The sequence below is a fragment of the Mesorhizobium sp. B283B1A genome (assembly GCF_020165735.1).
Classification (GTDB): Bacteria; Pseudomonadota; Alphaproteobacteria; order Rhizobiales; family Rhizobiaceae; genus Mesorhizobium; species Mesorhizobium opportunistum.
This window is the reverse complement of the sequence record NZ_JAIUIQ010000042.1, coordinates 20,606-33,698: the sequence shown is the minus strand read 5'-3', so window position 1 is coordinate 33,698 and position 13,093 is coordinate 20,606. Positions and strand designations below refer to the sequence as shown.

Annotated in this window: 13 protein-coding genes; 2 read left to right on the top strand and 11 right to left on the bottom strand. The window is 63.9% G+C overall.

Annotated elements, in window-relative coordinates:
• Window positions 1-6: 6 nt before the first annotated feature.
• The 9 genes from LB577_RS27205 to gcvA form a co-directional block, all read right to left on the bottom strand.
• Window positions 7-1,593, bottom strand: a complete 1,587-nt coding sequence (locus LB577_RS27205) for an FGGY-family carbohydrate kinase (RefSeq protein WP_224689658.1) — start codon at window positions 1,591-1,593, stop codon at window positions 7-9.
• Window positions 1,590-2,273: an HAD family hydrolase gene (locus LB577_RS27200; RefSeq protein WP_013891806.1), complete on the bottom strand. Its 684-nt coding sequence runs from the start codon at window positions 2,271-2,273 to the stop codon at window positions 1,590-1,592. Before LB577_RS27200 ends, LB577_RS27205 begins: the two co-directional genes overlap by 4 nt.
• A 15-nt stretch (window positions 2,274-2,288) precedes the next feature.
• A complete protein-coding gene (locus LB577_RS27195; RefSeq protein WP_224689657.1) occupies window positions 2,289-3,767 on the bottom strand; it encodes a mannitol dehydrogenase family protein in 1,479 nt (492 codons plus the stop codon).
• Window positions 3,768-3,934: 167 nt separating this feature from the next.
• Window positions 3,935-4,705 (bottom strand): L-iditol 2-dehydrogenase, encoded by a 771-nt coding sequence (locus LB577_RS27190; protein WP_224689656.1) that lies wholly within the window; start codon window positions 4,703-4,705, stop codon window positions 3,935-3,937.
• Window positions 4,702-5,706: an ABC transporter ATP-binding protein gene (locus LB577_RS27185; RefSeq protein ID WP_023765515.1), complete on the bottom strand. Its 1,005-nt coding sequence runs from the start codon at window positions 5,704-5,706 to the stop codon at window positions 4,702-4,704. Before LB577_RS27185 ends, LB577_RS27190 begins: the two co-directional genes overlap by 4 nt.
• Window positions 5,707-5,777: 71 nt before the next feature.
• On the bottom strand, window positions 5,778-6,602 hold the full coding sequence (locus tag LB577_RS27180; protein ID WP_013891802.1) for a carbohydrate ABC transporter permease: 825 nt from the start codon (window positions 6,600-6,602) through the stop codon (window positions 5,778-5,780).
• Between the two features lie 11 nt (window positions 6,603-6,613).
• Window positions 6,614-7,486: a carbohydrate ABC transporter permease gene (locus LB577_RS27175; RefSeq protein ID WP_224689655.1), complete on the bottom strand. Its 873-nt coding sequence runs from the start codon at window positions 7,484-7,486 to the stop codon at window positions 6,614-6,616.
• A 139-nt stretch (window positions 7,487-7,625) separates the two neighbouring features.
• Window positions 7,626-8,936 (bottom strand): ABC transporter substrate-binding protein, encoded by a 1,311-nt coding sequence (locus LB577_RS27170; RefSeq protein ID WP_224689654.1) that lies wholly within the window; start codon window positions 8,934-8,936, stop codon window positions 7,626-7,628.
• Between the two features lie 279 nt (window positions 8,937-9,215).
• The gene (gcvA, locus tag LB577_RS27165) at window positions 9,216-10,121 is read right to left on the bottom strand and encodes a transcriptional regulator GcvA (RefSeq protein ID WP_023765517.1); all 906 of its coding nucleotides are present in this window, start codon (window positions 10,119-10,121) and stop codon (window positions 9,216-9,218) included.
• A gap of 110 nt (window positions 10,122-10,231) precedes the next feature.
• Here gcvA and LB577_RS27160 point away from each other — a divergent pair, with 110 nt between their 5' ends.
• Window positions 10,232-10,417 (top strand): hypothetical protein, encoded by a 186-nt coding sequence (locus LB577_RS27160; RefSeq protein WP_023765518.1) that lies wholly within the window; start codon window positions 10,232-10,234, stop codon window positions 10,415-10,417.
• A gap of 41 nt (window positions 10,418-10,458) precedes the next feature.
• Here LB577_RS27160 and LB577_RS27155 read toward each other — a convergent pair whose 3' ends face one another.
• The gene (locus LB577_RS27155) at window positions 10,459-11,418 is read right to left on the bottom strand and encodes a sugar-binding transcriptional regulator (RefSeq protein WP_013891797.1); all 960 of its coding nucleotides are present in this window, start codon (window positions 11,416-11,418) and stop codon (window positions 10,459-10,461) included.
• 246 nt (window positions 11,419-11,664) lie between these two features.
• Here LB577_RS27155 and LB577_RS27150 point away from each other — a divergent pair, with 246 nt between their 5' ends.
• Window positions 11,665-12,297 carry an HAD family hydrolase gene (locus tag LB577_RS27150; RefSeq protein ID WP_224689653.1) on the top strand — a complete coding sequence of 211 codons (633 nt, stop codon included), beginning with the start codon at window positions 11,665-11,667 and terminating at the stop codon, window positions 12,295-12,297.
• Window positions 12,298-12,309: 12 nt separating this feature from the next.
• Here the strand turns inward: LB577_RS27150 and LB577_RS27145 are convergent, their stop codons facing one another.
• Entirely contained in the window at window positions 12,310-13,077 is a 768-nt protein-coding gene (locus LB577_RS27145) for a class II aldolase and adducin N-terminal domain-containing protein (RefSeq protein ID WP_224689652.1), read from the bottom strand.
• Between the last annotated feature and the right edge of the window lie 16 nt (window positions 13,078-13,093).

Below are 13,093 nucleotides of genomic sequence, written 5' to 3'. Positions count from 1 at the left end.
CGCGTTCTACCGGATCGCGTCGAGCGCCTGCCGCTGCCGGTGCATCTCGAGGAAGATCCGGTAGTCGCGATCGAAACGGGCGCCGGCGGCCGGGTTTGCCGCACGCGTCTTGCCGCCTTGCTGCATGGCGAGGCAGGCGGCGTTGAGGTCGGGGAACAGCCCGGCCGCGGTCGCCGCCACCATGCCGGTGCCGAGCAGCACCGCCTCGTCGGCCAGCGGCTCGACCACTGTGCAGCCGGTGGCGTCGGCATAGAGCTCCATCAGGAGCGGGTTCTTGGTGTGGCCGCCGGTGACATGCAGCGTGTCGATCAGATAGCCGTTCTCGTTCAGCGCCTCCAGCACATGGCGCACGCCGAGCGCGATGCCGACGGCCGTGCGCCAGTAGAGCTTGCACAGGCTGTCGAAGGAGGAATCCAGCGTCAGTCCGCTGACCACGCCGACGGCATGTGGGTCGGCGAGCGGCGAGCGGTTGCCGTGAAAGTCCGGCAGCACGTGCAGCCTTGCCGCGAGATTGTCACCTTGGGCGGCGCGCAGTTCGGCGACACGCTTGGCGATCCTGGCATGCATGGCTGCATCCGGTTCGCCGCCGGCGCCATGCCAGCGGATGATGTGGTCGAGCAACGCGCCGGTGGCCGACTGGCCGCCTTCCGACAGCCACAGCTTCGGCAGCGCCGCGCCGTAGTAAGGCCCCCAGACGCCCGCGAAAGGCTGCGGGTCGGGCGACATCGCCATGACGCAGGAGGATGTGCCGGCGATCAGCGCCAGATGCCGGCCGATATTCTGCTCGTCGCCGGCAAAGCCGCCGAGCACGCCAAGCGCGCCGGCATAGGCATCGATGACCCCGGCGCCGACCCGGCATTTTTCGGTGAGGCCGAGCTCGTCTGCTGCTTTTGCCGTCAGCGAGCCGATGTAGCCGCCGACGAGGCTCGCCCGCTCGGGCAGATTGCCGTGCTCGAAGAGGTCATCGAGGCCGACGATCGCGAAGAAATCGCGCTGCCAGGCTGTTTCCTCATGCGCCAGATAAGTCCACTTGGCTGTCAGCGTGCATTGCGATCGGGCGAGCGATCCCGCCGCTTGCCAGGTCAGGAAGTCAGTGAGATCGAATAGATAGCCGGCTTCGTTCCATGTCCTCGGCAGGTTGCGCTTCAGCCACATAAGCTTCGGGGTTGCCATTTCGGGCGACATGACGCCGCCAATATAGTTGAGCACCTCGTGGCCGCTCGCCGTGCATTCGTCGGCTTCGGCGATGGCGCGGTGGTCGAGCCAGACGATGGTGTCCCAACGCTTGTCGCCAGTGGTCGAAACGCTGAGCTGATCGCCCTGCCGGTCGCGCACCACCAGCGAACAGGTGGCGTCAAAGGAGATGCCGACAATATCCTCAGCGGCGACGCCAGCCTTTTCGCGCGCCGCACGCACGGCGGTGCAGACGGCCGACCAGATATCGCGCGAATCGTGCTCGGCGTGATCGGCCTTCGGCTGGTGCATGGCGATCGGCCGCTCGGCGCGGCCAAGCAAGCTGCCACTGGTGTCGAGAATGCCCGCGCGGGCGCTCCCGGTGCCGACATCGACCGCGCAAACAAACTGTTTCGTCAAGATGCTCTAACTCTCGCTCCCAGGCCTGCAATCAGATCGGGCAATTGCAGCATGTCAGCGAATATAAAGTCCGGTTCACTCGACGCAAGCCGCGCTTTCAGTGCGGGGTTGCCGGCATGCGAGCCGCCGGTGAAGGCAAACACGCGCATGCCCGCCGCCCGCGCTGCCGCGATGCCCGCCGGACTGTCCTCGATGACCAGGCATTTGCGCGGATGCGCCCGCATGCTGGCGGCGGCATGCAGGAAAAGGTCGGGCGCCGGCTTTCCCTTGGCCACCATGGCGGCGCTGAACAGATGCGGCTCCAACAGCCCGAGCAGGCCGGTGACGTCGAGCGCGTAGCGGATTCGCTCCAGCGTGCCGGAGGAGGCGACGCAGAACGGCAGGCCGAGCTTCGGCAGCACCTCACTGATGCCGGGGATCGGCTTCAGCTCTTCACGAAACTTTCGCATCAGGTCGACGCGCATGGCGGTGAGGTGCTGGTCGCTGATCTCCAGGCCGAAGTCGCGGCCGAGGATTTCGCGCACGCTTTTCATGCTCTTGCCCAGAAAATGCTCGTAGGCGGCGTCCTCGCCGACATTGCCGCCGGCCAGTGCGATCATGCCGAGCAGCGCCGAAACGGAGAGCGCCTCGCTGTCGACCAGCACGCCATCGCAGTCGAAAATGACCAATTCAGGCGTCATGGCGTCGAATGGCTCTCAGAGCTTGCCGGCGATGTAGCGTGTCAGCGTGGCGCGCGCGCCGTTCGCCCACAGCATCTTGAGGGCATGGGCAAAGGCCTCGACGAACGCCGTCGCGCGGCCGACATCGCCATAGATGTCCTCCATGGCAAGCCAGGCGGCGGGCGCGTCCTTTGCCGCCTTGGCCGTTGCCTGCATCCGGTCCCAGCTCGGGTCGTTGGGCTCGATGACGGCGCCGCTGTCTGACGTGCCGAAGCAGTAGCGGCACCAAAGCGCCGATTCCAGCGCCAGACCCGCGACGCCCTTTCCGGCCTTCAGCCGGTCGGCGATGGTCGGGATGATGAATTTCGGCTGGCGGTTGGAGCCATCGAGGCAGAGCCTGCGCACCGTGTCGCCGATCTTCGGGTTGGAGAAGCGCTTCTCGATGAGCTGGTAGTAGTCTTCCAGCACCGTGTCCGGTACCGGCGGCACGGTCGGAATGATCTCGTCGTGCTCGAGCTTGTCGAGAAAGCCGCGCACCAGCGGCTCCTGCATCGCCTCATGGACGAAATGGATGTCCATCAGTCCGGCCGGATAGGCGATGGTGGCGTGGCCGCCATTGAGGATACGGATCTTCATCAACTCGTAGGGCGCGACATCCCTGACGAATTGCACGCCGACCTTTTCCAGCGGCGGACGGCCATCGGTGAAATGGTCTTCCAGCACCCACTGCCGGAACGGCTCGCAGAACACCGGCCAGCTGTCCTCGACGCCAAAATCCTTGGCCAGGATGCCGCGCTCGCGATCGGTGGTGGCGGGCGTGATGCGGTCGACCATGCCGTTCGGGAAGGCGACATGCTCGCCGACCCAGGCCGCCAGATCCTCGTCGATCAGGCGGGCCAGGCCGATGACGCCATCCGACGTGACGTGGCCATTGTGAGGGATGTTGTCGCAGGACATCACGGTGAACGGCACGATGCCGTCGTCGCGGCGGCGCATCAGGCCGGCGAGGATGATGCCGAACACCGTCTTCGGCGTGGCGCCCGGTTGCGCGTCGGCGACGATGTCGGGATGGGCCGGGTTGAAGACGCCGGACGCCGGATCGATGAAATAGCCGCCTTCGGTGATGGTCAGCGAAACGATCTTGATCGCCGGGTCGGCCAGCCTCTCGATGATTTCAGCCGCATCGCCCGGCATCAGGAAGTCGATCATGGCGCCGGTGACGCGGGCGCTCATGTGACCTTCATCCTGCTCGACCACCGTGGTCAGCCAGTCCTGCTCTTCCAGCTTGCCGCGGCCGATCTTCTCACCCTCGAATACGCCGGCGCCGACCAGCGCCCAGTCATGGCCGATGCCCGCATTGAACAAATCGTCGAGATAGACGGCCTGATGCGAGCGATGGAAATTGCCGACGCCGAAATGCACGATGCCGGCCTTGAGCTTCGAACGGTCGTATTTCGGTCCGGCGACGTTGGCCGGAAGCCTGGCTAGATTGGAGGAAGAGAGTTTCACGGTCATCTGCTTTACCCTTTGGCCGGGCTCCGGCCTTCGTTACGCTCCTCTCCCCGTCTTCTACGGGAAGGGCAAAGGCGAGGGCGGCGCACCATCGGCACGAGTGCTCGCCTCTCACCGGACTGTCGGCCTCCTCTCCCCGCGGAGGTACGGGAAGAAGAGGCCGTCCCCCCTCAACTCATCCACTGGCCGCCATCGACATTGTAGGTCTGGGCGACGATGTATTCGGCGTCGTCGCTGGCCAGGAACACGGCCATGCCGGCCAGATCCTCCGGTCGGCCCATGCGGCCGTAAGGCACGCCTTCGCCGACCAGTCTTTTCTTCTCGCCCTTGGGCCGGTTCTCGTATTTGGCGAACAGCGCATCGACCTGATCCCACATATCGCTGTCGACGACGCCGGGCGCGATGCCGTTGACGTTGATGCGGTGCTTGATCAGGTCGAGCCCGGCCGACTGGGTCAGCGAGATGACGGCGGCCTTGGTGGCGCAATAGACGCCGACAAGGGCCTCGCCGCGCCGCCCGGCCTGGCTCGCCATGTTGATGATCCTGCCGCCCTTGCCACGCGCGATCATCGAGCGGGCCGCAGCCTGCAGCATGAACAGCGTGCCGGCGACATTGACGGAGAACAGTTTCTCGTAGCTTGCCCGCGATATCTCGACGATCGGCGCCAGGTCGAACAAAGCGGCGTTGTTGATCAGGATGTCGAGGCCGCCGGTCCTGGTCTCGACCGCCTTCACCGCCGCGTCGATGGAGGCTTGGTCCGTGACATCGAGTTTCACGGCGTAGGCTTTGGCACCGATCTCGGCGGCTGTCTTCTCGGCAGCTTCCAGGTTGATGTCGGCAATCGCCACGACAGCGCCTTCGCGCGCATAGGCTTCGGCGAAGGCCCTGCCGATGCCACGGGCCGAACCCGTGACCAGCGCCGATTTGCCGTTCAACCTCACTGCACCATTGCCTTTCCGTCGGCACCGAAGCGATGCAGCTTGGCCTTGTCGGGCGTGAGGTAGATGGTGTCGCCGTGATGAACCGCCAGCTCGCCGTCGGCGCGCACCGTCAGCGGCCCGACGCCATCGGCCTGGACATGCAGGAACGTGTCCGATCCCAGATGCTCGGCGACACCGACGGTCGCCTTCCATTCGCCCGCCGTGGTCGAGATTTCCATGTGCTCGGGACGGATGCCGACGGTCTTGGCGCCATGCTTGGCCGCCGGTGCGCCTTCGATGAGGTTCATCTTCGGCGAGCCGATGAAGCCGGCGACGAACAGGTTGCGCGGCGTCTTGTAGAGCTCCATCGGCGAGCCGACCTGCTCGATGTTGCCGGCGTTGAGCACCACGATCTTGTCGGCCATGGTCATGGCTTCGACCTGGTCGTGGGTGACATAGATCATCGTGGTCTTGAGTTGATGATGCAGTTCGCTGATCTCCAGCCGCATCGTGCCGCGCAATGCGGCGTCGAGGTTGGACAGCGGTTCGTCGAACAGGAAGGCCGATGGCTGGCGCACGATGGCGCGGCCGATCGCGACGCGCTGGCGCTGGCCGCCCGAGAGCTGGCCCGGCCGGCGCTCGAGATAGTTGGTGAGGTTGAGCACGCGCGCCGCGTCCTTCACCTTCTTGTCGATGGTGGCCTGATCCTCGCCCGCCATCTTCAGCGGGAAGGCGATGTTCTTGGCCACCGTCATATGCGGGTAGAGCGCGTAGGACTGGAACACCATGGCGAGCTTGCGCTTGGCCGGCGCCTCGCCGGTGACATCACGGCCATCGATGTTGATGGTGCCGCCGCTGGTGTCTTCGAGACCGGCGATCAGCCGCAGCAGCGTGGACTTGCCGCAACCGGACGGACCGACGAAGACGACGAACTCGCCATTCTCGATGACCAGGTCGAGGCCGGGGATGATGGACGTCGATCCAAAGGATTTGGAGACGTTCTTGAGCGTGATGTTTCCCATGGTTTCCTCCCCGAGGGGTTATTTTCCTGCCGGTTGCTTCAGGCAAATTCCGTTACTTCACCGCACCGCCATTATTTGACGGCGCCAAATGTCAGGCCGCGCACCAGCTGCTTCTGGCTGAACCAGCCCATGATCAGGATCGGCGCGATGGCCAGTGTCGAGGCCGCCGAAAGCTTGGCCCAGAACAGGCCTTGCGGACTGGAGAAGGAACTGATGAAGGCGGTCAGCGGGGCAGCGTCCGTGGTGGTCAGCCGGATTGTCCAGAACGCCTCGTTCCAGGCCAGGATGATGTTGAGCAGCATGGTCGAGGCAATGCCGGGTACCGCCATCGGGGTCAGCACATAGACGATCTCGTTCCACAGCGATGCGCCGTCCATGCGTGCCGCTTCCAGGATCTCGCCGGGGATTTCGCGGAAGTAGGTGTAGAGCATCCACACCACGATCGGCAGGTTGATCAGCATCAGCATGACCATCAGGCCGATGCGGCTGTCGAGCAGTCCGAGATTGCGGAAGATCAGGTAGATCGGGAACAGCACGGCGACCGCCGGCATCATCTTGGTGGACAGCATCCACATCAATATGTCCTTGGTCCGCTTGGTCGGCGAGAAAGCCATCGACCATGCCGCCGGAATGGCGACCAGCAAGGCCAGGATGGTCGAGCCGACCGAGAGCAGCACCGAGTTGAAGAAGAATTTGAAGTAGCCGCTCTGCGCCTGGACCTCGGTATAGCTCTCGAATGTTCCCGATGGGATCAGGTTGAAGCCCTGGATCGCCTCCTGTTCGGACTTGAACGAGGTGATGATCGTATAGAGGATCGGGAAGAAGATCAGCAGGGCGACAATCCAGGCCGCAACGGTCGCGATCGTCTTGTGCTGGGTGGTGACTGAGCGTGCCATCGTATCCTCCCTTACTTGTCCAGGTTCTTGCCGACGGCGCGCATGGCGAAGAAGGCAACAATGTTGGCGAGAATGACGGCGATCACACCGCCTGCGGATGCCTGGCCGATTTTGAATTCCAGCAACGCCTTCTGGTAGACCAGGAATGGCAGGTTGGTGGAGGCATATCCCGGGCCGCCATTGGTGGTGACCAGGATCTCGGCATAGACCGACAAAAGGAAGATCGTCTGGATCAGGATGACGACGGTGATCGCGCGCGACATGTGCGGCAGCGTCAGATAGATGAAGCGGCTGACGAAGCCGGCGCCGTCCATCTCGGCGGCCTCCTTCTGCTCGCCGTCGAGCGACTGCAGGGCGGTGAGCAGGATCAGGGTCGCGAAAGGCAGCCATTGCCAGGCGACGATGATGATGATCGCCGTCATCGGATGCTGCCCGAACCAGTCGATCGGCTGCGCCCCGAAGAACCGCGCTATATCGGCGAACACCCCGTATTGCGGATGCATGATCATGTTCTTCCAGACCAAGGCGGCCACCGGCGGCATGACGAAGAACGGCGAGATGACGAGGATGCGCACAATCCCTTGCCCCCACATCGGCTGGTCGATCAGCAGCGCCAAAAGGATGCCGCCGATCACCGTGATCAGCAGCACGCTGATCACCAGGACGAGCGTGTTGAGGATCGACTGCAGGAAGGCTGGATTGGAATAGAACAGCGCGTAGTTGGAGACGCCGACGAACCCGTCGCGGATCGGATTGAGCGGATTGTACTGCTGGAACGAGAACCACAGCGTGAGCGCCAGTGGGACAACCATCCAGACCAGGAGCAGGACGACAGATGGCGCCATCATGAAACGGGCAAGCGAACGGGTCTGCTGAGTAGCCATGACGGTCACCCTCCAAAGGTCAGCTGGATTTTAGAGTTGCGCCAGAAATTCCAGGATTTTGAAGATGGCCGCCCGAACTGGGACTCGGGCGGCCATTGCCGGTCATGATGCGCGACCGGCATTCGGCACCGGGAGGAGCCTACTTGATATAACCGCCTTCGGTCATTGTCGCCGTGGCGGCGTCCTGGGCCTGCTTCAGGGCATCGTCGACGCTCGACTGGCCGGCGAGAGCCGCCGAGAACAGCTGGCCGACAGTGGTGCCAAGGCCCTGGAATTCAGGGATGGCGACGAACTGCACGCCGACATAGGGCACCGGCTTGACGGTCGGATGCGTCGGGTCGGCGGCGTTGATGGAGTCCAGCGTCATCTTGGCGAACGGAGCCGCCTTCTGGTACTCGGCATTGGCGTAGAGCGAGGTGCGCGTTCCTGGAGGAGCGCTGGCCCAGCCCAGCTTGGAAGCGACGAGCTCCGAGTAATGCTTACTGGTCGCCCAGCCGACGAACTTCTGGGCTGCGTCACCCTTCTGCGTACCGGCCGGAATGGCCAGCGACCATGCCCACAACCAGTTGCCGCGCTTGCCCAGCCCATTGTCCGGGGCCAGCGCATAGCCAACCTTGTCGGCGACCTTGGAGCTCTTCGGGTCGGACACCATGGAGGCTGCGACCGTGGCATCGATCCACATGCCGCACTTGCCCTGCTGGAACAGTGCCAGGTTTTCGTTGAAGCCGTTGGAGGACGCCCCCTCGGGGCCGTCGGCCTTCATCAGGTCGACATAGAACTGCAGCGTGTTCTTCCATTCCGGCTGGTCGAACTGCGGCTTCCAGTTCTCGTCGAACCAGCGGGCGCCGAAGGAGTTCGACATGGCGGTCAGGAAGGCCATGTTTTCGCCCCAGCCGGCCTTGCCGCGCAGGCACACGCCGTTCACGCCATTGGCGCGGTCGGTCATCTTGTCGGCGGCCTGCTTGATGAAGTCCCAGGTCGGCGCATCGGGCATCTTCAGCCCGGCCTTGTCCATCAGGTCCTTGCGGTACATGACGAACGAGCTCTCGCCGTAGAAGGGCGCGGCATAGAGCTTGCCGTCGACCGAAAGGCCGCCGGCGATGGCCGGCAGGATGTCCTTGGCGTCGTAGTCGTCGCCAAGCTTGTCGAGCGGCAACAGCCAGCTCTGCTTTGCCCAGATCGGAACCTCATAGGTGCCGATCGTCATCACGTCGTACTGGCCGCCCTTCGTGGCGATGTCGGTGGTGACACGCTCGCGCAGCACGTTCTCTTCGAGCGTCACCCAATTGAGCGTGATGTCGGGGTTCGCCTTGGTGAAGTCGTCGGTCAGCGTCTGCATGCGGACCATATCGGCATTGTTGACGGTGGCGATGGTGATGGATTCGGCGTGCGCAGCGAACGCCAGCGCGCTGGTCGAGCACAAGCCCAGGATGAGCGTACGAAGTTTCATCAAATTCCTCCCATGGACCAAGATGAGCATTTGCCTTGGCTGTGAGCAATTACTCATTAAGTCCCATATTATGTCAAGCCAGATTCGATGCTGCAGCGCAGCACGACGCTGGCCGGATATGGAGTAGAGGAAATAGCCGGGCAGGCTGTGGCTGCTGCCTCTCATAATTCAGAGGTCGCGCAGCCCGATCGGATCCGGAGGCCAAAACGACCGGCATTTTGAACGGCATGCATTAAGACGCGTCGCGGAACTTCGCTTCGAAGCGATGCACCTTGCCAGTCAGCAGGCTATTTCGGCCAGCAGCCAGTCGCGGAAGGCGCGGATCTTCGGCACGTTGCGCCGCGCCTCCGGATAGACCAGCCAATAGGCGTGGCCATCGTCGCCGACGAGGTCGAAGGGCTGGATCAGGCGGCCGTCGGCGAGTTCCGCCTTGAACAGTGCCCGGGTCAGGATGGCCACGCCATGGCCGGCGATCGCCGCATTGGCCTCATAGGCCTGTGCGCCCATGCTGCTGCCGGGCCGCTTGGCGAGATCGTGCGAATGCACGCCGGCAGCCTCGAACCATTGCGTCCACCAGACGTCGCCGGGATCGAGGATCGGCAGCCGTAACAGGTCCGCCGGTTCCCTGACGCCGCCGATGCTTGCCGCGAGCTTCGGGCTCAGCATCGGCGTGAAATCGGCATCGAGAAGCTTGTAGGCTTCCAGCCCCGGCCACTTGCCGCCGCCCGACCGGATGGCGAGGTCGACATCCTCGCGGGCGAAATCCGTCAGCCGGCTCGACGTTTCGAGCCGCACGGCGAGCGAAGGATGAGCGATCTGGAACGAGCCCAGATGGTGTGCCAGCCAGTTCGAGGCGAAGGTCAGCACGGTGGTGACGCACAGCACGCCATCCGCGCCGCCGCGCGCCGCGGCATAGGCCTGGCCAAGAATGGCGAAGGCCTCGCTGACCGCCGGCGCGAGGCGCTGTCCGGCCTCGGTGAGTGCGATCTGGCGCGGCCGCCGCAGGAAAAGCGGCGCGCCGACCCGTTCCTCCAGCACCTTGATCTGATAGCTGACCGCCGCTTGCGTCATGGCAAGTTCCTCGGCCGCCTTGGTGAAGGAAAGGTGCCGCGCCACCGCTTCGAACACCCGGATCGCCTGCAACGGCGGGAGCTGCGAAACCTGCCGCGAGCTGAGGTCCGGCATAAAGCCTCCTTATGGGTCCTTATCGACGTTCGATTGGCCAAGGCGGCCGGCAAGACCGACATTCAGCGTCAACCCGTCATTCGGGTCCAGGATAGCGAAGGTTGACGATCATGACCATGGCACAGCAAAAATGCACTCCCGCCCCCGATCATCGCTGGATTTCGTGGCTCGCGGACGGATTCGGCTGGTTTTCAGTGAGAAAAAAGGCACATCTCGACATTAGGGACCTGTCGCCGCATCTGCAGCGCGACCTCGGTTTCCTCGATGGCAACGACCCTTTCGGGCGGCACGGATAGCATTGCTCTCTTTATCGCAAATCGATCGCAGCGGGTTCCAGTCAGATGCTGGCCAGCAGCGCGGCTGCCGTCCGCTCGTCGGTGATGAGCCCGTTGACCAGCCGGCGGTTCACGGCCGCCAGGATACCCGGCAGCTTGCGCTCGCCCATGGCCAGCGCAATGACCAGCGATTTCTCGCGCGACGGCAGCGATGCCGACGACACCCGGTCATTGGTGATGCCCTCGATCATGCGGCCTTCGCGATCGAACACCCAGCCGACGATCTCGGCGATGCCTCCCGCCTTCTGCAGGGCTTTCAGCTCGCTTTCTGAAATGAAGCCGTCCTCGTAGAGCGGCGCCTTCGGGCCGAGGTCGCCGATGCCGATGAAGGTGACGTCGGCCTCGGCCGCCAGCGCCAGCGTCGGCTGGATCATCGGCTGGTTGAGCAGCATCTCGCGCTCCTGCGGCGAGGAGGCGATGACCGGCAGCGGCATCGGAAAGGAGCGCGCCTTGACCCTGTCGGCCATGGTGAAGATGACGTTGTAGAAGGCGGCCGAGCCGTCCGGCGAGATGTTGCCGGTCAACGAAACCACCTTGTGCTGCGGGCATTCCATCGGCGGCAGCTGTTCGATCGCCGCCTTCAGCGTGCGCCCGGTGCCGATCCCCATGACGATCGGCGTCGGTGACCGCAGCCGGCGCTCGATCTCGGCGGCGGCCGCCTCGGCGATACCGATGGTGGTGGAGGATGAATTCGGGTCACTCGGCACCACCTCGACCAGGTCGAGCGCGAAACGCGACTTGAGCCGGGCTGCGAGGTCCAGGCAGTTGGCGATCGGATGGTCGACGCGCACCTTGATCAGCCCTTCCGACACCGCCAGCGACACCAGCCGCTGCGCGGTCTGCCGCGATATGCCGAGCGTCGCGGCGATCTGGTCCTGTGTGTTGCCGGCAACATAGTAAAGCCACCCGGCGCGCGCCGCGTCGTCCAGCCTGTTGTTGCCGCCATCCTGCCGCGTATTCACGTCCTGCCTCCCCGAGGCCGCCGGTCATCGAGGCGGTCCATGCCTAGTTTCGCAGGGAACTGCCTGCTGTGCAATTGTCAATCGAAAGGGCAAATGCCTGCGTCTGTCCAACCCGGATTTTGTATCCACCAATGTCTGGTCGGAGAAGCAATCCGGCGTCGGTTGCCGGCCGGAGCCGCGTTCTGCCGCCTCGAAGGTTTATCTCCCGGCGCAAACCCTTTAAGGGATCGAAAAAAGGAGCGCTGCATGACACCGAAAGCGGTTTTCTGGGACATGGACGGCACGCTGGTCGACAGCGAACCGCTGCATGAGGCAGCCCTCGTGGCGGCGATGCGCAATGCCGGTCTGATACCGCCTGATAATTTGCATGAGCGGGTGCTCGGCGTTGCCGCCTGGCCGGTCTACGAGATGATGCGCGACGAGTTCGGCCTGGACCTGCCCTTCGACGAATGGATCGTCCACAAATACGAGCACTATCTGCCGCTTGTCGAAAGCTTGCAGCCGCGCCCCGGCGCGATCGAGGTTTTCAACGAGTTGCGGGCAAAGGGCGTGGCGCAAGCCGTGGTGTCGAATTCGGACCGGATGATCGTCGATGCCAATCTGCGCATGGTCGGGCTGACCTATCCGGGCATGAAGACGATCAGCCGCAACGACGTGCGCGAAGGCAAGCCGCACGCCGAACCCTTCCTGCGCGCCGCCTATCTCGCCGATGTCGATCCCGCGCACGCCGTGGCGATCGACGACAGCTGGCCGGGCGCCCTGGCAGGGCTGGCGGCGGGCATGAAGACGATCTTCTGGCCGGAGAAGCCGATGGAAGGACCGCCCGGCGCCGCCGTCATCAACAGCGCCGAGGAGTTGCGCAGAGAGCTTGGGCTCTGAGTTCTCAGACGCTCAGTTCCGGTAGACCGGTTCCTGCTCGTCGAGGATCGCCTTCAGTTCGCTGAGGTGGCGCTCGGCCTGGCCGGGATAGTCGTCCATTTCGCTGGCCGTCTTCTCGGCGATCGCGTCGGACAGCGTGCGCAGCGGCCGGCCGGTCCAAAGTGCCTTGATGTAGGTTTCGGCGGCGCGCTCGAAATAGAACATGCGGTTGAAGGCGTCCGCAACGGTATCGCCGATAACCAGCACACCGTGATTGCCCATCACCATCACCTTGACCTTGGGGTCGGTCAGAAGCTGCGAGCAACGTTCGCCCTCTTCCTCGAAGGCCAGCCCGCCATAATGGGCGTCGACGACATGGCGGTTGAAGAACATCGCCGAATTCTGGTCGATCGGCGGCAGGCGGGAATCGGCAAGCGAGGCCAGTACAGTGGCGTGGATGGAATGGACATGCATGACGCAGCGCGCATGGCGGACATTGCGATGGATGGCGCCGTGCAGTCCCCAGGCGGTCGGGTCGGGCGCGTTCGGCCCCGTAAGCGTGTCGGGATCGTTGGCGTCGATCATCAACAGGTCGCTCGCCTTGATGCGCGAGAAATGCACCTGGTTGGGGTTCATCAGGAATTGCGTGCCGTCCTCGTTGACCGCTAGCGAGAAATGGTTGGCCACCGCCTCATGCATGTTGAGCCGTGCCGTCCAGCGGAAGGCGCAGGCGAGATCGACGCGCTCCTCGTAGAAGGGCAGGTTGGTCAGCGTTTCCTTCTGCAGGCGGGCGATGCTCATCGAAGATCCTCCGGTT

Coding starts and splice junctions, on each gene's coding strand:
- LB577_RS27185 (WP_023765515.1), bottom strand. CDS start 5,706: ATGGGAAACATCACGCTCAAGAACGTCTCCAAATCCTTTGGATCGACG.
- gcvA (WP_023765517.1), bottom strand. CDS start 10,121: ATGCCGGACCTCAGCTCGCGGCAGGTTTCGCAGCTCCCGCCGTTGCAG.
- LB577_RS27150 (WP_224689653.1), top strand. CDS start 11,665: ATGACACCGAAAGCGGTTTTCTGGGACATGGACGGCACGCTGGTCGAC.
- LB577_RS27180 (WP_013891802.1), bottom strand. CDS start 6,602: ATGGCACGCTCAGTCACCACCCAGCACAAGACGATCGCGACCGTTGCG.
- LB577_RS27175 (WP_224689655.1), bottom strand. CDS start 7,486: ATGGCTACTCAGCAGACCCGTTCGCTTGCCCGTTTCATGATGGCGCCA.
- LB577_RS27195 (WP_224689657.1), bottom strand. CDS start 3,767: ATGACCGTGAAACTCTCTTCCTCCAATCTAGCCAGGCTTCCGGCCAAC.
- LB577_RS27200 (WP_013891806.1), bottom strand. CDS start 2,273: ATGACGCCTGAATTGGTCATTTTCGACTGCGATGGCGTGCTGGTCGAC.
- LB577_RS27170 (WP_224689654.1), bottom strand. CDS start 8,936: ATGAAACTTCGTACGCTCATCCTGGGCTTGTGCTCGACCAGCGCGCTG.
- LB577_RS27160 (WP_023765518.1), top strand. CDS start 10,232: ATGACCATGGCACAGCAAAAATGCACTCCCGCCCCCGATCATCGCTGG.
- LB577_RS27145 (WP_224689652.1), bottom strand. CDS start 13,077: ATGAGCATCGCCCGCCTGCAGAAGGAAACGCTGACCAACCTGCCCTTC.